Annotated in this window: 15 protein-coding genes and 1 tRNA gene; 13 read left to right on the top strand and 3 right to left on the bottom strand. The window is 62.2% G+C overall.

Going from position 1 to position 17,844, the window contains the following annotated elements:
- Positions 1 to 40: 40 nt before the first annotated feature.
- From serS to ACRTG1_RS10355, 4 genes are all read left to right on the top strand, one after another.
- A complete protein-coding gene (gene serS / locus ACRTG1_RS10370) occupies positions 41 to 1,324 on the top strand; it encodes a serine--tRNA ligase (RefSeq protein WP_432516232.1) in 1,284 nt (427 codons plus the stop codon).
- 4 nt (positions 1,325 to 1,328) lie between these two features.
- On the top strand, positions 1,329 to 2,087 hold the full coding sequence (surE, locus tag ACRTG1_RS10365; protein WP_113155472.1) for a 5'/3'-nucleotidase SurE: 759 nt from the start codon (positions 1,329 to 1,331) through the stop codon (positions 2,085 to 2,087).
- Entirely contained in the window at positions 2,084 to 2,737 is a 654-nt protein-coding gene (locus ACRTG1_RS10360) for a protein-L-isoaspartate(D-aspartate) O-methyltransferase (RefSeq protein WP_283800867.1), read from the top strand. Before surE ends, ACRTG1_RS10360 begins: the two co-directional genes overlap by 4 nt.
- Before the next feature lie 203 nt (positions 2,738 to 2,940).
- Positions 2,941 to 4,425: a peptidoglycan DD-metalloendopeptidase family protein gene (locus ACRTG1_RS10355; RefSeq protein WP_432516231.1), complete on the top strand. Its 1,485-nt coding sequence runs from the start codon at positions 2,941 to 2,943 to the stop codon at positions 4,423 to 4,425.
- Positions 4,426 to 4,551: 126 nt separating this feature from the next.
- On the opposite strand, the gene ACRTG1_RS10350 is transcribed toward ACRTG1_RS10355, so the two are convergent.
- Positions 4,552 to 5,430 (bottom strand): ATP-binding protein, encoded by an 879-nt coding sequence (locus ACRTG1_RS10350; RefSeq protein ID WP_297559965.1) that lies wholly within the window; start codon positions 5,428 to 5,430, stop codon positions 4,552 to 4,554.
- Between the two features lie 253 nt (positions 5,431 to 5,683).
- On the opposite strand from ACRTG1_RS10350, the gene yajC reads away from it, so the two are divergent.
- The 5 genes from yajC (at position 5,684) to ACRTG1_RS10325 (ending at position 11,847) form a co-directional block, all read left to right on the top strand.
- Positions 5,684 to 6,031 (top strand): preprotein translocase subunit YajC, encoded by a 348-nt coding sequence (gene yajC, locus ACRTG1_RS10345; RefSeq protein ID WP_113156340.1) that lies wholly within the window; start codon positions 5,684 to 5,686, stop codon positions 6,029 to 6,031.
- Positions 6,032 to 6,101: 70 nt separating this feature from the next.
- Positions 6,102 to 8,672 carry a protein translocase subunit SecDF gene (gene secDF, locus ACRTG1_RS10340; protein ID WP_206546361.1) on the top strand — a complete coding sequence of 857 codons (2,571 nt, stop codon included), beginning with the start codon at positions 6,102 to 6,104 and terminating at the stop codon, positions 8,670 to 8,672.
- Complete coding sequence (locus tag ACRTG1_RS10335; protein ID WP_113155468.1) at positions 8,672 to 9,061, top strand: Mth938-like domain-containing protein; 390 nt, start codon at positions 8,672 to 8,674, stop codon at positions 9,059 to 9,061. The genes secDF and ACRTG1_RS10335 overlap by 1 nt, the downstream gene beginning before the upstream one ends.
- Position 9,062: 1 nt before the next feature.
- The gene (locus ACRTG1_RS10330; RefSeq protein WP_432516230.1) at positions 9,063 to 9,911 is read left to right on the top strand and encodes a phytoene/squalene synthase family protein; all 849 of its coding nucleotides are present in this window, start codon (positions 9,063 to 9,065) and stop codon (positions 9,909 to 9,911) included.
- A gap of 178 nt (positions 9,912 to 10,089) precedes the next feature.
- Positions 10,090 to 11,847: a DUF4153 domain-containing protein gene (locus tag ACRTG1_RS10325; protein WP_432516229.1), complete on the top strand. Its 1,758-nt coding sequence runs from the start codon at positions 10,090 to 10,092 to the stop codon at positions 11,845 to 11,847.
- Between the two features lie 84 nt (positions 11,848 to 11,931).
- Here ACRTG1_RS10325 and trmFO read toward each other — a convergent pair whose 3' ends face one another.
- Positions 11,932 to 13,335 carry a methylenetetrahydrofolate--tRNA-(uracil(54)-C(5))-methyltransferase (FADH(2)-oxidizing) TrmFO gene (gene trmFO, locus ACRTG1_RS10320; protein ID WP_206552324.1) on the bottom strand — a complete coding sequence of 468 codons (1,404 nt, stop codon included), beginning with the start codon at positions 13,333 to 13,335 and terminating at the stop codon, positions 11,932 to 11,934.
- 123 nt (positions 13,336 to 13,458) lie between these two features.
- On the opposite strand from trmFO, the gene ACRTG1_RS10315 reads away from it, so the two are divergent.
- Positions 13,459 to 14,040, top strand: coding sequence for a hypothetical protein (locus tag ACRTG1_RS10315; RefSeq protein WP_432516228.1), 582 nt, complete (start codon positions 13,459 to 13,461; stop codon positions 14,038 to 14,040).
- Between the two features lie 680 nt (positions 14,041 to 14,720).
- Here the strand turns inward: ACRTG1_RS10315 and ACRTG1_RS10310 are convergent.
- Positions 14,721 to 14,861, bottom strand: a complete 141-nt coding sequence (locus tag ACRTG1_RS10310) for a DUF1127 domain-containing protein (protein WP_008599151.1) — start codon at positions 14,859 to 14,861, stop codon at positions 14,721 to 14,723.
- 336 nt (positions 14,862 to 15,197) lie between these two features.
- Between ACRTG1_RS10310 and ACRTG1_RS10305 the strand changes: the two genes are divergently transcribed.
- From ACRTG1_RS10305 to ACRTG1_RS10295, 3 genes are all read left to right on the top strand, one after another.
- A tRNA-Leu gene (locus ACRTG1_RS10305) sits at positions 15,198 to 15,282 on the top strand.
- Between the two features lie 88 nt (positions 15,283 to 15,370).
- Complete coding sequence (gene tig, locus ACRTG1_RS10300) at positions 15,371 to 16,807, top strand: trigger factor (RefSeq protein WP_206548883.1); 1,437 nt, start codon at positions 15,371 to 15,373, stop codon at positions 16,805 to 16,807.
- Positions 16,808 to 16,991: 184 nt separating this feature from the next.
- Positions 16,992 to 17,804 (top strand): aminoglycoside phosphotransferase family protein, encoded by an 813-nt coding sequence (locus ACRTG1_RS10295; RefSeq protein ID WP_432516227.1) that lies wholly within the window; start codon positions 16,992 to 16,994, stop codon positions 17,802 to 17,804.
- Positions 17,805 to 17,844: the final 40 nt, after the last annotated feature.

The following is a 17,844-nucleotide window of genomic DNA, read 5'->3' as shown; positions in this document are numbered from 1 at the left end:
GGGCGGTTCACTGCAATCTCTCCGCGATTGGAAATCAGACATGCTCGACATCAAATGGATTCGCGAGAACCCGCAGGCGCTGGACGAAGCGCTCAAAAAGCGCGGCGCGGACCCTGAAAGTGGGAAGCTCCTGGCGCTTGACGAAGCGCGCCGCCAGCACCTGACGAAGCTTCAGGAGGCGCAGGAGCGCCGCAATGCCGCCTCCAAGGAAATCGGCAAGGCCATGGCATCCGGCGACAAGGACCTCGCCGAGAAGCTGAAGGCCGAAGTGTCTGAGCTGAAGAGTTTCGTTCAGGATGGCGAGGCTGAAGAGCGCCGCCACGACGCCGCGCTCAACGATGCGCTGGCGCGTGTTCCCAACATCCCGCTCGAAGACGTGCCGGTTGGCGCGGACGAAAACGACAATGTCGAAGTGCGCAGGCATGGCGAGCCGAAGCACGCCAGCTGGTCGAAAGAGCATTTCGAGATCGGCGAGGCGCTCGGCCTGATGGATTTCGAGCGCGCGGCAAAGCTTTCGGGCTCGCGCTTCACGGTGCTATCCGGCCAGCTTGCCCGCCTTGAGCGCGCGCTTGGCCAGTTCATGCTCGACCTGCACACGCAGGAGCATGGCTACACGGAAGTGCAGCCGCCGCTTCTGGTGCGAGACGATGCGATGTTTGGCACCGGGCAGTTGCCGAAGTTCACCGAGGACCTGTTCCGCGCCGGTGACGATCACTGGCTGATCCCGACGGCTGAGGTCTCGCTCACCAATCTCGTGCGCGAGGAAATTCTGGAAGGCGACAAGCTGCCGCTGCGCTTTACCGCGCTGACGCCGTGCTTCCGTTCGGAAGCGGGTTCTGCGGGACGCGACACGCGCGGCATGCTGCGCCAGCACCAGTTCTACAAGGTCGAGCTGGTCTCGATCACCGATGCCGAAACATCGATTGACGAGCATGAGCGCATGACGGCCTGTGCCGAGACCGTGCTGAAGAAGCTCGACCTGCCTTACCGGACCATGGTTCTGTGCACGGGCGATATGGGCTTCGGTGCACGCAAGACCTACGATCTGGAAGTCTGGCTGCCGGGGCAGAACGCCTATCGTGAAATCTCGTCCTGCTCGGTCTGTGGCGATTTCCAGGGGCGTCGCATGAATGCGCGCTACCGTGCGGCCGGCGAGAAGCAGACCCGCTTCGTGCACACGCTCAACGGTTCGGGAACGGCTGTTGGCCGTGCGCTGATCGCGGTTCTGGAAAATTACCAGAATGAGGACGGCAGTGTCACGATACCGTCAGCCCTCAAACCCTATATGGGCGGCCTGGAGAAAATCGAAGCATCGAAGGATTGAGACTTTGCGCATTCTGTTGACCAATGACGATGGCATTCACGCAGAAGGACTGGCGACGCTGGAGCGTATCGCCCGCACTTTGAGCGATGATGTCTGGGTTGTGGCGCCCGAAACCGACCAGTCGGGCTTTGCCCATTCGCTGTCATTGTCGGAGCCGCTCAGGATGCGCAAGATCGATGACAGGCATTTTGCCTTACGCGGCACGCCCACCGATTGCGTTATCATGGGCGTGCGGCATGTGATGGACACGCCGCCGGACCTGATCCTGTCCGGCGTTAACAACGGCACCAACATTGCCGATGACGTGACCTATTCGGGAACCGTGGCCGGTGCGATGGAAGGGACGCTTCTGGGCATTCCGTCCTTTGCGCTGAGCCAGGCCTACGACTTCACCGACGAAAGCCGCTACATTCCCTTCGGCACCGCCGAGGCGCTTGCGCCGCCGCTTCTGAAGAAGCTGATCGACCGGCCCATGCCCGAAGGCGTTCTGATCAACATCAACTTCCCCAATTGTGCGCCGGAAGACGCCAAGGGCACTCTGGTGACCGCACAGGGCAAGATGGTGCACGGGCTGAACGTGGAAGAGCGCCGCGACGGGCGCAACTATCCCTATTACTGGCTGCGCTTCGGCCGTCAGCAGGCCGATATTCGCCAGGGCAGCGATCAGGCGGCGATCCGTGACGGCTATGTTTCGGTGACGCCGCTGCATCTCGACCTGACGGCGCATGAAGTGCGTGACCAGCTTTCCAAGGCTCTGGCATGAACGAAGCGGGGCAGGAGCGCGAGAGCTTTGCCGCGTTCATGCTGCGCATGCGCGCACGCGGAATTGGCGGCAAGGAGCTCTTTGCCGCCATGGAGGCGACGCCGCGCGCGGGCTTTCTTCCATCGGAATGGTATGCGGCGGCGTGGTCGCAGCGCATGGTGCCGATTGCCTGTGGCGAGGCCATAGAAGGCTGCGACCTGCAGGCAAGGGCCATCGATGCGCTGGAACTCTCTTCCGGGCACCGCGTGCTGGAGATCGGCACGGGGTCGGGCTTCACCGCTGCGGTGATCGCGAGGCTGGCGGGCCGGGTCCTCACGCTCGACCGTTACAAGACGCTTGGTGTGGAAGCACAATTGCGCTGGGAGAATCTGGGCCTCACCAATGTGTCGGCCCGGCATGCAGACGGTTGCGAAGGCGCACCCTCCGACGGGCCGTTCGACCGAATCATCGTGTGGGCCGCTTTCGATGAATTGCCGCGCCGTTTCGTCGACCAGCTTGCCACCGGCGGCATTATGGTCGCGCCAATCGGACCGGGCGACGATGTGCAGATGATGACGAAACTGGCCAAGGTTGGCAGTCGTTTCGAGCGCACAGACCTTGAAAACGTGCGGTTACAGCCTCTTTTCAAAAGCGCTGCCGAGGCCATCTGACGCCCCCGGCAAGGGGCGTTCATCTCAAAATCTCCCCGCAGCTTAACCGCTGAGTAACATTAACGCGATTTAATTGCCCGTGTTCAGGTATTGGGTACGCGGGTAGTCACATGCGTTGCATTACACGGAGTTTCGATCGCGCTATGTTGCGCGGAGCCGCTGTCATTTTGATGGGCGGCGTTGCGGCAGGATGCAGTTCCGATGTGTCCCGCTTCAAGTCCAGCGATTTTGCAGATGCACGGTCGACCAACCGGGCGGTGGCCATGGCCCCTGCCAGCCAGCCCTATCCGGGCGATGTCGGCGGTGTTGACACCACCTACACGGGTTCGATCAGCCGTCAGGGCTCCAGCCCGCGGCCGAACGGTCTCGTGGGCGGTGCCGTCAGCCAGCCTCTGCCCGCGCCGACCAACACACCGGTTCGCGCAGCGACCCGGCCGGTGGACCTGACCAATCAGACCGCTTCCAACGTACAGCGCCAGGCGCTTCCCGCGCCGTCGCAGCCGCAGCCGGCACGCGTTGCCGCAGCGCCCGTGCCGGCGCAGCCGCAGCTTGACCGCACGTCGACCGGATCGGTGACGCGCCAGCCTGCGCAGACCGGGCAGGGCGGCGGCCAGACGATCACGGTGCGCGAAGGCGAGACGGTGTTCAACCTGTCGCGCCGGTTCGGTGTGCCGGTTGCCGCCATTCTCGGCGCAAACAATCTTTCCAGCGCATCGCAGCTGCGCACGGGACAGACGCTGATGATCCCGAGCTATGCCTATTCGGGCAATGCACCGGCTGCCGCATCTGACAATGGTGCGGCCACGCAGCGTCAGGCCGCTGCGCCGCAGCCTGTTCCCAATGAGCCGACGCCTCAGAGAGAGCCGCAGGAGCGCCTTGCGGTTCTGCGCGAGACGCCGCGACCCAAGCCGCGCCCGCAGGGTTCTGAAACGAACAATGCCGCGAGCAACGCCAATACGAACAGCCAGACGGCGCCGGTGCAGGCCAAGACGGCTTCTGCCGGTTCCTACACCGTGGTTTCGGGCGACACGCTTTACGGCATTGCCCGCAAGACGGGTGCGAGCGTCGCGAACATCAAGGCGGCCAATGGTCTTGCCGATGGTTATCTGAAGGTCGGTCAGATTCTGACCATCCCGTCCGGCAATGTGAGCCAGCCGACGCAGGTTGCAGCGGCTCCGAAGACGGTTGACCGCACGACGACCAGCGCCACGACGCGCGATCCTGCACCGGTGGTGAAAACCTCGACGCAGGCTCAGACACAGGTTGCCGCCGTGGCGAAGCAGAGCAATGAAGTTGCGCCGGACTCGACCGGCATCGGCAAGCTGCGCTGGCCCGCGCGTGGTCGAATCATCTCGGACTTCGGCAGCACCTCGGGTTCCGTGCGCAATGACGGCATCGACATTGCCGTTCCGGCAGGCACGCCGGTCAAGGCAGCCGAAAACGGCGTCGTGATCTATGCCGGCGACGGGCTGAAGGAATTCGGCAACACGGTTCTGGTGCGCCATGACAACGGCATGGTGACGGTTTACGGCCATGCCAGCGCGCTTCGGGTGAAGCGTGGCGAGAAGGTGCGGCGCGGTCAGGAAATCGCCCTGTCGGGCATGAGCGGCAGCGCCGAGCGTCCGAAACTGCACTTCGAAGTGCGCAAGGACGCCACGCCGGTCAATCCGACGGGTTATCTGGAATAGACGTTCCCTGAATAACGAGAAAAAAGCTGCGGCCTGCCAGACCTCCGGTCAGGCTGCCTCTTTGACCCGCCCGAAAGGGCGGGTTTTTTATTGAGGCGAAGCGTTGGGTCGGGGGGGGGGGACGCCTTAGGCGTCGAGACGCTTGCCGAGGCGGCCGGCGAGATCCTGAATGAACTGCCAGGCGACGCGGCCCGAACGGCTGCCGCGCGTGGTGGCCCATTCGAGTGCTTCGGCGCGCAGGCGCTCCGGATCGATCTCGAGGCCGTAATGGGCGACATAGCCGTCGATCATCGCCAGATATTCGTCCTGCGAGCATTTGTGGAAGCCGAGCCAGAGGCCGAAACGGTCTGACAGGGAAACCTTTTCTTCGACGGCTTCCGACGGGTTGATGGCCGTCGAGCGCTCATTCTCGATCATGTCGCGCGGCAAGAGGTGCCGCCGGTTGGAGGTGGCGTAGAGGATGACATTGGCGGGCCTGCCTTCAACGCCGCCTTCCAATGCTGCCTTGAGCGATTTGTAGGAGGCGTCATTCTGGTCGAAGGACAGATCGTCGCAGAAAAGGATGAAGCGGAACGGCGCGGCTTTCAGGAAAGCCATGAGCTGCGGCAGGGTCTCGATGTCCTCGCGATGGATCTCCACCAGCTTCAGCGGTGGCTGGCCGGCAGGGGCGGCGCGGTTGATCTCGGCATGGACGGCTTTCACCAGCGACGACTTGCCCATGCCGCGCGCGCCCCACAGAAGCACGTTGTTGGCGGGAAGGTCGCGGGCAAAGCGCTCGGTGTTGTCGGCCAGGATATCGCGCACGCGGTCGACGCCGCGAATCAGCGAAAGCTCCACGCGATTGACCTTTTCGACGGGATCCAGCGTCCGGCGCTCCGCATTCCAGACAAAACAGTCGGCTTCCTCGAAGCGCGGCGGCTCGGGCTGCTGCGGGGTGAGGCGGGCGATCGTATCGATCAGCCGGTCGAGTTTCTCGGACAGCGCTTCGATGGTGTTTTCGGACATGATTTCCTCGCAAAGCTCATGCGCAGACGGGTTGCGTACCGTACGGTACGGTTCTTCCATAAGGGGGCGGGATTTGCAAGTGCGGGAGGCGGCGCGGGGGAGTGTATTGCCGGACGCAGCGTCAGATGTCTGCGCATAAGCGGCCTTGCGGGCCTGTGCACACTGCGCCAACAGTTGCAATGAAGGGGTGAAAGTCTATATTCCGGCCACATTTATGACCAGCCGGACGTCCGGCAGATATCAGGAGTTTTCGATGTTCATCACCCCGGCATACGCACAGGCTGGCGCAGGCGGAGCGCCCGACATCTTTGTCAGCATTCTGCCCTTCGTTCTGATCTTCGTGATCATGTATTTCCTCATCATCCGTCCGCAGCGCCAGCAGATGAAGAAGCGCGCCGAGATGCTGTCGGCTGTTCGTCGTGGCGACACGGTGGTGACGGGCGGCGGCCTGGTCGGCAAGGTGAGCAAGGTCATCAATGACAGCGAGCTCGAAATCGACCTGGGCGGCGGCAACAAGGTTACGGCCGTGCGCTCCATGCTCGCAGAGGTTCGCGTGAAGGGTGAGCCGGTTGCAGACAACAAGCAGCCCGCCAAGAAATAACCGCAATATGACGTGATTGCCGGGAAGGGCCGGCAAAAACGGCCCTCCCAACCTGAACAGACGAGGCCCCATGCTACACTTCTCGCGCTGGCAAACGATACTTATCTGGCTGGCCGTGGCGCTTGGCGTCGCCTACGCGGCGCCGAACATCATTCCGGCATCCTATTTGTCCTCCATGCCGAGCTGGGCGCCTTCGCGGCCAATGACGCTGGGCCTCGACCTTCAGGGCGGTTCGCACATTCTTCTCCAGATCGAGAAGAAGGAGCTGATCGAGGAGCGCATCGTTACGACGCGCGACGACATCCGCCGTACGCTGCGTGACAAGCGGATCGGCTATACCGGCCTCACCGGTTCGGGCCAGAGCGTGCAGGTGCGCATTCGCGACGCCGCTCAGATACCCGAAGCCAAGGAGGCTCTGCGCGAGCTGACACAGCCGGTGAATTCCGGCCTGTTCAGTGGCGGCACGGTGACCGAGCTTGCGCTCACCGAACCGGAGCCGGGCCTTCTGCGCTTCACGCTGACGGAAGACGGTATCAACTACCGTGTGTCCTCCGCGCTTTCGCAGTCCATTGAAGTGGTCTCCCGCCGCGTCAACGAGCTCGGCACCACCGAGCCGGTGATCCAGCGGCAGGGCGAAGACCGCATTCTCGTTCAGGTGCCGGGCCTTCAGGACCCGCAGCGCCTGAAAGACATTCTTGGCCAGACCGCCAAGCTGAGCTTCCAGATGGTCGACCAGTCGGTGCCCGTGCAGGAGGCCATCAACAGCCGCCCGCCCATCGGCACGACCATCAAATACTCGGTGGACGATCCGCCCGTTCCCTACCTGATCGAAGACCGCGTCATCGTTTCGGGTGAGAACCTCGTGGATGCGCAGGCGACCTTCGACCAGCGCACCAACGAACCGGTGGTGAGCTTCCGCTTCGACACGAAGGGCGCGACGCGCTTCGGTCAGGCGACGCAGGAGAATGTCGGTCGCCTGTTCGCCATCATTCTCGACGACCAGGTGATTTCGGCTCCGCAGATCCGCGAGCCCATCCTCGGCGGCACCGGCCAGATTTCGGGCAATTTCAACGTCCAGTCGGCCAATGATCTTGCCGTTCTTCTGCGCGCGGGCGCTCTGCCGGCGACGCTGACGATCATTGAAGAGCGCACGGTCGGACCGGGCCTTGGTCAGGACTCCATTGACGCCGGCAAGATCGCCTCGTTGATCGGCGCGGCGCTTGTCGTTGTGTTCATGATTGCCGCTTACGGGCTTCTCGGCGTGTTCGCCGTGATTGCGCTTGCCGCCAATGTGACGATGATCATCGCGATCCTCTCGGCGCTCGGTGCAACGCTGACGCTGCCGGGCATTGCCGGTATCGTGCTGACCATCGGCATGGCGGTGGACTCCAGCGTGCTCATCTTCGAGCGCATTCGCGAGGAGAGGGCCGGCGGGCGTTCGCTCATTCAGGCGGTCGACACGGGTTTCTCCAAGGCGCTGGCAACCATCGTCGACGCCAATGTGACGACGCTGATCGCCGCCGTGATCCTGTTCTATCTGGGTTCGGGTCCGATCCGCGGCTTTGCCGTCACGCTTGCCATCGGTATCGCGACGACGGTCTTCACCGCCTATTCGCTGACGCGCTGGATCGTCGCCGAATGGGTGCGCCGCCGGCGTCCCCGTGAGCTGCCGCGCACGCCGCTGCGTTTCGTGCCTGACAACACGAAGATCGGCTTCATGAAGCTGCGCCGCGTGACCTTCACGCTTTCGGCTCTGGCTTCCATCGCGGCTGTGGCGCTGTTCATGACCGTCAACATGAACTACGGCATCGACTTCAAGGGCGGCTCCTCCATCGAGGTGCAGTCCCGCGAAGGACCGGCTGACATCGGCGATATCCGCGCGCGTCTGTCGGAACTCAATCTGGGCGACGTTCAGGTGCAGGAGTTCGGCGATCCGCGTGAGGTGCTGATCCGCGTTCAGGCGCAGGACGGCGGCGAGAATGCCGAACAGACCGTCATCGCCAAGGTGCGGGGCGAGCTTGAGGACGCCTATGAGTTCCGCCGCGTCGAAGTGGTGGGGCCGACCGTCTCCGGTGAGCTTGCGCGTGCCGGCACGATTGCGGTTCTGGTCTCGCTCCTGGCGATCCTGATTTACATCTGGCTGCGCTTCGAGTGGCAGTTTGCCGTGGGTGCAATTCTTGCCACACTGCACGATGTGATCATGACCGTCGGCTTCTTCGTGATAACCGGCATCGAGTTCAATCTGACGAGTATCGCGGCGATCCTGACAATCGTGGGTTACTCATTGAACGATACGGTCGTGGTCTATGACCGCGTGCGCGAGAACCTGCGACGGTTCAAGAAGATGCCGCTTCCGGAGCTTCTGAACCTGTCGATGAACCAGACGCTGTCGCGCACCATCATGACCTCGGTGACGACGCTTCTGGCGCTCGGTGCACTGTTCGTCTTCGGTGGCGAGGTGATCCGTTCCTTCACGGCCGCGATGATCTTCGGTGTGGTGATCGGCACCTACTCGTCGATCTTCATCGCCGGTCCGCTGCTGATCCTGTTCCGCATGCGCTCCACCGGGGCGCTGGGCGCAGAGCAGAAGGACGATGATGCGACCGGTTCGGACACGACCGGACAGATGCCGGCCAAGTGATGGCGGGCGGCATTGAAATACGCGCGGCCCATTTCCCGGGCCGCGCTCCCATCGACGCTTACGGCAATGGCGGTTTTCGCTTTGCCGACATGTCGCATCGCGGTTCCATCCTGTGCATGCCTTCGGGCATTCACGGGTGGGACGTGGCGGCTTTCGAAGGGCTGGGCGAGGGCGACTTCACCAGGCTGTTCGACGAAGCCGCCGACTTCGACATTCTCCTTCTTGGCACCGGAAAAACGCTGATCCCTGTGCCGGCAGAGCTGCGCAAGCGCTTCCGGGCGGCCGGCGTGGCGGTCGAGCCCATGGCGACGGGCGCCGCGGTACGCACCTACAATGTGCTGCTTGCGGAAGACCGCACGGTTGCAGCAGCGCTGATCGCTGTCGACTGAGATGGCCGAAACGCAGCCTTTTGTCATGTCGGTGGTGCGCGACGCCGATCCCGACCGCTATCTCTCCGTGCTGTACGCACCCGAGGAAAAGCGCCCGGCGCTGTTTGCGCTTTATGCTTTCAATGTGGAAGTGGCGGGCATTCGCGACCGGGTGAGCGAGCCGCTTCCCGGCGAGGTGCGGCTGCAGTTCTGGCGGGATGTTCTGACGGCGGAGGCTGCGCCGGAGAGTGCGGACGGTTCGCCGCTCGCGGTGGCTCTTCTGGAGGCAATCCGCACGCATGGGCTTCCCGTGCAGCCACTGCTCGACCTTCTCGAAGCGCGCATCTTCGATCTCTATGACGACCCGATGCCAAGCCGCAACGACCTGGAAGGCTATTGCGGCGAGACCGCTTCGGCTCTGATCCAGCTTGCCGGACTGGTGCTCGACACGCCAGCCGCCATGCGCGCCTCGGAACTGGCAGGCCATGCGGGCTGTGCGCAGGCTATTGCCGGGCTTCTGCGCATGCTGCCGATCCATCGCCGGCGCGGGCAGTGCTACATTCCGGGCGATCTGTTACGGGCCGCCGGCACCACACGCGAAAACCTTTTGAGCGGCGAGGACCGTGACGGTGCGGCGCGCGCCGTGGCGGCCATGGTCGCCCTTGGCAAACATCATGCGGCGGCATTCGAGGCAGGCGCGAAGGCGCTGCCGGCTTCTCTGCGCCCGGCATTCCTGCCTGCGGGGCTTTCACAGGCCTATCTCAAGCGTCTTGAGGCCAGCGGGGCTGCGGCACTCGACGACATCGTGACGCTGCCGCAATGGCGACGGCACTGGCTGATGTTCCGGCGCGCCACGAAGGGATGGGGATAACCCCAGGACCTGGACCTCAAAGCGCGATCCGTTTTTCGGTTGTTCCGGCGCTTCATTTACAATCCGGATTGTCCCTGGTGCGCCCGAAGGGGCACACGGCGATTGACGATGCCGTTGTCCAATTTACGCCGCGTCCGCATGGTCTCTGACTATCGGCTCATTGATCGGGGGAAGGTTTGTGGCTGAAAATCTGAACAGAAATCATGCGGCCACGGGGTGGCTCGCATCAGCGCTTGAGGCGCTTGTCGCCATGGGCGATGCCGTGGCGCGGTTTCCCGTCACCGTGTTTTTTCTCTTTTTGACCGCCACCTACGCCAACGCGCTTGTTGCGGATATCGATCTTGTGCCCGCCGCCCTTCTTGGTGCGGCCAACAAGGATGACCTCCTCTTTGCGCTGATCGCCGCCGTGATAGCCTCTTTTGCCGCAACCCTGTTTGCGCAGGCCCGGCAACTTTCAGCGTTGATCAGCGTGGCATTGCCGGTGCTCGCCGGTGTTGCCGCCTTTGCCGTCATGTGGCCGGACATCACCGAGCGCACGGTGGAATGGGCGTTTGTGCTCTCCCTGATGGCGCTTGCGCCCATTGCGCCTTTCGCATGGCGGGGGACGGGCGATGCGTTCTGGATGTTCACGGCGCGGCTGGTATTTGCCGTGGGGCTCGGCCTGTTGGCGTTTGCGCTGTTCGGCGGCGGGATTTCGGCCATTCTGGCAAGTCTGACCCATCTCTTCGGGATCGATGTTCCGAATGATCTCTATGAGCATATCTGGGCCTCGATCGGCCTGTTCGTCGCACCGCTCTTCGGGCTCGGGCAGACGCCGCGCACCTTCGATGAAGAGCCGGGCGGCCATGAGCATGCGCTGATGCAGAGCGGCATGCGCGCGCTGGGTGATTTCGCCGCCGTGCCCATGCTCATCATCTATGCGCTCATTCTGCACCTCTATGCGGCCAAGATCGCGATTACCGGAGAGGTTCCGCAGGGCCAGATCGGCTGGCTGGTGCTCACATATGGCGTGTGCATTGTCGCCGTTCTTCTTCTGACAAAGCCGTTTCTGGACACCGCCCGTGCGCCGACGCGCTTCTTCGTGCGTTTCTGGCCGCTGTTCCTTCTGGCGCCGCTGGGGCTTCTGTTCTACGCGCTCGCTCTGCGGGTGGGGGCGTTCGGCTGGACGCCGCAGCGCTATTTCCTCGGCCTGTTCGGTCTGGTGACGCTCGCGCTCGTCGGGATGCAGGCGCTGCCGCGTCTGCGGGGCGATATCCGCCTCATCGCCGGCATTCCGGTTCTGGCGCTGCTTTTGGGCAGTTTCGGGCCGCAGGGTGCGCTCGACTGGTCGGTGCGGTCGCAGACGGCGAGGTTTCTGGAACTCGTCAACGATACGCCGCTCAGCGTGGCAGCGAAATCCGAGGCGCTTTCGGTGCTGCGTTATCTCAACGGAGAGGACGCCGTTGGCGCTGTGGAGCCTGAAGGTTTTGCGCTGAGCCCGGACGGCAATGCATATCGCGAAGTGGCCATCGCCTGGGGGCTCGATCCCGACAATCCCGTCCATGTGGATCGAAACGGGGTTTTCTACAGCAATCCGTTGATCGTTGCATTCAAGTCGGATGGGTTCGATGTCGTTGTCCAGAATGCGATCTTCCTGGACGGGGAGCCGGGTACTTTCGATATCGTTCTGCCGGATGGCGGAAAGATCGCGCTTCTGCTGAAGCAGAATGCGGTTTCGGTGAAAACCGCGAACGGGGTTGAAGGGCTGTTCCCCGTGGAGGAAAAACGCATCGCTTCTCTCGCCTCACAGGATGGGCAGACGGTGATGTTCTCTCTGGAGGCTGAGGGGCGAAAGATCCTCATCGTGCCATCTCATCTCCACGCCACGTTTGAGCCGGAGCTGGAGTTGCGCAACATGACCGGGACGCTGCTTCTAAGGCTTGAAGACTGGAAGTAGGGCGCAGCCAGGTCTGAATAAAAAAGGGGAAGCCGGCATTGCGGCTTCCCCTTTCTCTTTGTGGTCTCTCTTTCGAGAACCTGCCTATTCGGCGGCCTGGCTTGCCGGCTGGGCAGCGAGCCATTCCTTGAAGTCGACCAGCGCGCGCGCCGTCATCGCCTTCTTCTTGGCGACGGTCTTCTCCTTGCCGCGGAGGCGCTTGCCTTCGGGCTTCGGTACCTCGACGGGCGGGAACAGGCCGAAATTGACGTTCATTGGCTGGAAGGAGCGTTTGCCCGGCTCATCGTCGGAGATGAGATGCCCGCCGGTGATGTGGTTGAGCAGCGCGCCGAAGGCCGTGGTTCCGGGTGGCGTGGAGATCGGCTGACCCAGACGCTCGGATGCGGCAAAGCGACCGGCGATCAGGCCCATGGCCGCACTTTCCACATAGCCCTCGCAGCCGGTGATCTGACCGGCAAAGCGCAGGCCGGGCCGGCTTTTCAGCTGAAGCTTGCCGTCCAGAAGCGCAGGCGAATTCAGATAGGTGTTGCGGTGCAGGCCGCCGAGCCGTGCGAATTCCGCATTTTCCAGACCGGGGATCATGCGGAAGATGCGTGTCTGCTCGGCATATTTCAGCTTCGTCTGGAAGCCGACCATGTTGTAGAGCGTGCCAAGCGCGTTGTCCTGGCGCAACTGCACCACCGCATAGGCCTTTACGTCGGGATTGTGTGCATTGGTGAGGCCCATCGGCTTCATCGGTCCGTGGCGCAGCGTCTCCGGTCCGCGTTCCGCCATCACCTCGATGGGCAAACAGCCATCGAAATAGGGCGTGCCTTCCCATTCCTTGAACTCGGTCTTGCCGCCGTCGAGCAGTGCCTGGATGAAGGCTTCATACTGCTCCTTGTCCATGGGGCAGTTGATGTAGTCCTTGCCGGTGCCGCCGGGGCCGACCTTGTCGTAACGCGACTGGAACCATGCGGTGCCTAGATCGATGGAATCGAAGTGGACAATTGGGGCGATCGCGTCGAAGAAGGCGAGCGACTGCGCGCCCGTGGCCTCCGAAATGGCTTCCGCCAGCGAGGGCGCGGTCAGCGGGCCGGTGGAGATGATTGCCTGATCCCACTCTTCCGGCGGCAGGCCGGTGACTTCCTCGCGCTCGATGGTGATGAGCGGATGCGCCTCAAGCTCTGCGGTGACGGCTTCGGAAAATCCGTCGCGGTCCACGGCCAGCGCGCCGCCGGCGGGCACCTGGTTGGCGTCGCCGCAGCGCATGATGAGGGAGTCTGCGAGCCGCATTTCCGCATGCAGCAGGCCGACCGCATTCGTTTCCGCATCGTCGGAGCGGAACGAGTTCGAGCAGACCAGCTCGGCAAGCCCGTCGGTCTTGTGCGCATCGGTGCCGCGCACCGGCCGCATCTCGTGGAGAATGACGGGAACACCCGCTTGTGCCGCCTGCCAGGCAGCTTCGGAACCGGCGAGACCGCCGCCAATGATGTGTATCGGTTTCATGGGGGAGGAGATAAGCCGCCGGACCATGGAATGCAACGGTGGATGGCGTGTGGCGCTAACCAATTATAGAGGCGGCTCTGCCATCCGGTTTCGCAATCAACAGGGGCGTTTTATACTGTGCGAATGGAATTTGGAGCATCACGGGCGGGGCTGTTTGCAGCGGCGCTGTGTCTGGCATGTGTGACCGGGCCGGCGGCGGCGAATGCGGAGCGCATCTATCTGTGCAGCGGCTATGGCTGTGTCTACAAGAAGAGCATGAACCTGGGGGCGGCTGCGAAGCAGCGGCTGGCCGCAATCATGGCGGGCGGCAGGTCTTCCGCAAGCGCCGAACGGGCGGCCATCAGCAAGGCGGTCCGCTATTTCGAGACGCTGGCGACACAGACCATGGGCGTGCGCGATGGCGCGAAGTCCGGACCGGGCGGCGCGCGGGTCTATGGCCAGATGGACTGCATCGACGAGTCGCGCAACACGCGGACGCTCCTGACCTATCTGCAGCGCCACGGGCTGCTGCATCATCACACCGTGCGCAGGAACGCTGCACGCGGCTTCTTCATCGACATCCGCTACCCGCACGCCACTGCCGTGGTGCGCGCGAAGGATGGCCGGGACTGGGCTATCGACAGCTGGTACGAACCGGCCGGCGGTGCGCCGGACATCATGCAGCTTTCTGAGTGGAAGAAGCGCGGCGTGCGCGGCGAGCGCTAGCGCATCCGGCGCGCGTGCATGGAAGCGGAGAGGATAAAAAAAACGACACCCGCCGAGGGAGGAGGTTCGGCGGGTGTCGTTATAGGGTGACCGGCAATTTTGGGAGGAGGAGGTTGCCGGTCTATTCGTCAGGGTTGGGAGGAGGTAACCCGGACGAAATCTATGAAACTCAAATCCTGACAGCGCCCATATAGGAAGGCTTCTGCCCGGAAACAACACCCGCCGAGGGAGGAGGTTCGGCGGGTGTCGTTATAGGGTGACCGGCAATTTTGGGAGGAGGAGGTTGCCGGTCTATTCGTCAGGGTTGGGAGGAGGTAACCCGGACGAAATCTATGAAACTCAAATCCTGACAGCGCCCATATAGGAAGGCCTCTGCCCGGAAACAACACCCGCCGAGGGAGGAGGTTCGGCGGGTGTCATTATAGGGTGACCGGCAATTGGGAGGAGGAGATGCCGGTCGTTTCCTTCGAAGTTGGGAGGAGGATAACTCCGAAGGAATCTCTAAAACTCTGTCTGGCGGGCTCTTACGAGGCTTACCGCCCTTTTTACAACCCCTGCCGAGGGAGGAGGTTCGGCAGGGGTTGTTTTGGGTGACCGACAATTGGGAGGAGGAGTTTGTCGGTCATATCCGTCAGGATTGGGAGGAGGTAATCCTGGCGAAACTGAATTAGCTGCTGTCCTTAGACAGACTTGCGTGCAACGAACGGGATGTCGCCGCGGGAGATGCCCAGATCGTTCAGTTCACGGTTGGACAGGCGGCTCAGCTCGTTGACGGTCTGACGGTAACGGCGCCAGTTGCGGTAGTTGCGAATGATGTTCATCTTGCTGCTCGCTTCGTTCGAATATTCTGTGTTCGTCTTGTGAGCAGGAGATAGTCCCAAGCCGCCCGGCTTTGAAGTGACAATGTTGCATGACAGCAATGCGATTTGTGCAATGCAACATGGCCTTTTTGCGGCTGCTGCATGGCTCGGGTTTGGCGCGGTTCTAATCGGTTTATAAAAAGCACGGTGGGAGCGGGGGATGCAGCCGGTATGCGCAAGGGGGCCGAAGCGATCAAAAAAGCCCTGAATCTTGCCAATTTTGCTTTGATAGACTAGGTGCAGGTGATATAGAACCCGCGCTTTCGGAAGCTTAAGGCGTTCCTTGGGTCTTTCGAAGCGGGTGTGGTGGAATTGGTAGACACGCAGGATTTAGGTTCCTGTGGCGCAAGCCGTGGGGGTTCAAGTCCCTCCACCCGCACCAGAAGGGCCATTCCCGGTAAGTATCCCCGACAGGAAGAGCGGTGGGCGCCGTGAACGCGGCGGCAAAAGCGAATACAAAGGTATGATGGATGCAGGTAACCGAAACTCTCAATTCAGGGCTCAAGCGCGAACTTAAGGTCGTTGTTCCTGCCAAGGACATGGAGGCGCGCCTCGCTGAGCGTCTCAACGACGCAAAGGACAAGGTGAACCTCAAGGGTTTCCGCCCCGGTAAAGTGCCCGCGCAGCACCTGCGCCGCGTCTACGGCAAGTCTTTCATGGCTGAAGTCGTGAACGAGATCCTCGCAGGCACGCAGAGCATCCTGACCGAGCGCGGTGAGAAGCCGGCCATTCAGCCGGAAATCTCGATGACCGAGGACGAGAAGGAAGCCGACAAGGTTCTCTCCGGCGATGCCGACTTCGAATTCTCCATGTCCTATGAAGTCATTCCGCCGATCGAGCTGAAGGATTTCTCCGACATCAAGATCACGCGTCAGGTCTATGACGTGACGGATGAGGAAGTCGAAGAGCAGGTCAAGCGCGTTGCCGACTCCGCCCGCACCTACGAGGTGAAGAAGGGCAAGGCGGCTGACGGCGACAAGGTCAAGATCGACTATCTCGGCAAGATCGACGGCGAAGCCTTTGATGGCGGCGCTGCCGAGGATTCCGAGGTCGTGATCGGCATGAACCAGTTCATCGCCGGTTTCGAAGAGCAGCTCGTGGGCCTGAAGGCCGGCGACGAGAGCACGATCAAGGTCACGTTCCCGGAAGAGTATGCGGCAGCGCATCTCGCCGGCAAGGAAGCCGAGTTCGACATCAAGGTCAAAGAAGTCTCCAAGCCCAACGAGATGGAGATCAACGACGAGACCGCACAGCAGCTCGGCCTTGAATCGGCTGACAAGCTGCGCGAGATCGTTCGTGGCCAGCTCGAGAACCAGTTCGGCCAGGTGACCCGCCAGAAGGCGAAGCGTCAGATCCTCGACGCGCTGGATGAGGCTTACAAGTTCGAAGCGCCGTCCAAGCTCGTGGAAGCCGAGTTCGAGAACATCTGGAACCAGGTGACCCGCGATCTCGAGGCTGCCGGCCGCTCCTTCGAAGACGAAGAGACGACCGAGGAAGAGGCTCGCGAAGAGTATCAGCGTCTTGCTGAGCGCCGCGTACGTCTGGGCCTGGTTCTCTCCGAGATCGGTGAGAAGGCAGAGGTCAAGGTTGGCGACGAAGAGATGCAGCGCGCGCTCATCGAATCGATCCGCCGCTACCCGCCGCACCAGCAGCAGGAAATCTACGAGTTCTATCGTCAGAACCCGCAGGCCATGGCCAACATCCGTGCGCCGCTCTTCGAGGAGAAGGTCATCGACCATCTGCTCGCTGAAATCGCGGTCACCGACGAGAAGGTCTCCCGCGACGAGCTGATGGCTGACGACGAGGACGAGACCGAGGCGAAGCCGGCGAAGAAGGAGAAGGCTGCTCCGAAGAAGAAAGCCGCTCCGAAGAAGGCTGCTGCCAAGAAGAAGGAAGAGGGCGAATAAGCCTCTCCTTTTTGAAAGTTCGAGAAAGGCCGTCCTTTGGGGCGGCCTTTTTCTTTATGCGCTGTCTGGCTGGTGGGCTGGAGCGACGGCGCGGGCATTGCCGCTCTTAAACGGGCATGCGAGGAACCTGTCTGATTTCCGAATATGACACTTGCGGTATTCGCACGAGCCCGGGGAGACTGTGATGTTCGAGCCGTATCTGCGCCTTTGGAAGCTCGCCATTGATGGTGAGCCGATCGTTACCCCGGCAGCGAACCTTCTGCCGGTGCTTCGAGGGGACGAGCCGGCAATGCTCAAACTGTTCTCCAGCACGGATCAGAAGCGCGGGGCGAGCCTTATGACATGGTGGAGCGGGGACGGGGCGGCAGAGGTTCTGGCGTGCACTGAAGGCGCTCTGCTTCTTGAGCGCGCCACCGGCGCTCGCTCTCTGGCGGACATGGCGCGTGGCAACGATGATGATGAGGCCTGCCGTATTCTCTGCGCCACCGCCAACCGCCTGCATCGCAGCAGACCCGGCCCCATGCCTGAACTCGTCCCTTTAAAGCGCTGGTTCCGGTGCCTCGAACCGGCGGCGGCCAGGCATGGCGGTATCCTGATTCACTCGCTTGAGACAGCGCAAAAGCTTCTTGCCGAGCCAAAAGAGCAGGTCGTCCTTCACGGCGACTTGCACCACGGCAATGTGCTTGATTTCGGCAAGCGGGGCTGGCTGGCCATCGATCCGCATGGCCTGACGGGTGATCGCGGCTTCGACTTTGCGAACATTTTCACCAACCCCGATTTGAGCGATTCCAGCCGACCGGTCGCAACGCAGCCCGGCTGCTTTCAGCGACGCCTGGCGGTCGTTTCCGAGGCGGCGAAGGTGGAGCGCCGCACCCTGCTTCAGTGGATTCTCGCATGGACCGGCTTGTCGGCGGCGTGGTTTCTCGAGGATGAGAACCCATTGGCGGAAGTGGATCTTAAAATTGCCGCACTGGCGGCTGCGGAGCTTTCGCGGTGAGACGTCGCTTGCGGCATGTTGAGGCGAATTTTCTCCCTGT

The organism is Nitratireductor sp. PBL-C9 (assembly GCF_050877045.1).
Taxonomy (GTDB): Bacteria; Pseudomonadota; Alphaproteobacteria; order Rhizobiales; family Rhizobiaceae; genus Nitratireductor; species Nitratireductor aquimarinus.
This window is presented reverse-complemented; position numbering and strand designations above follow the sequence as displayed.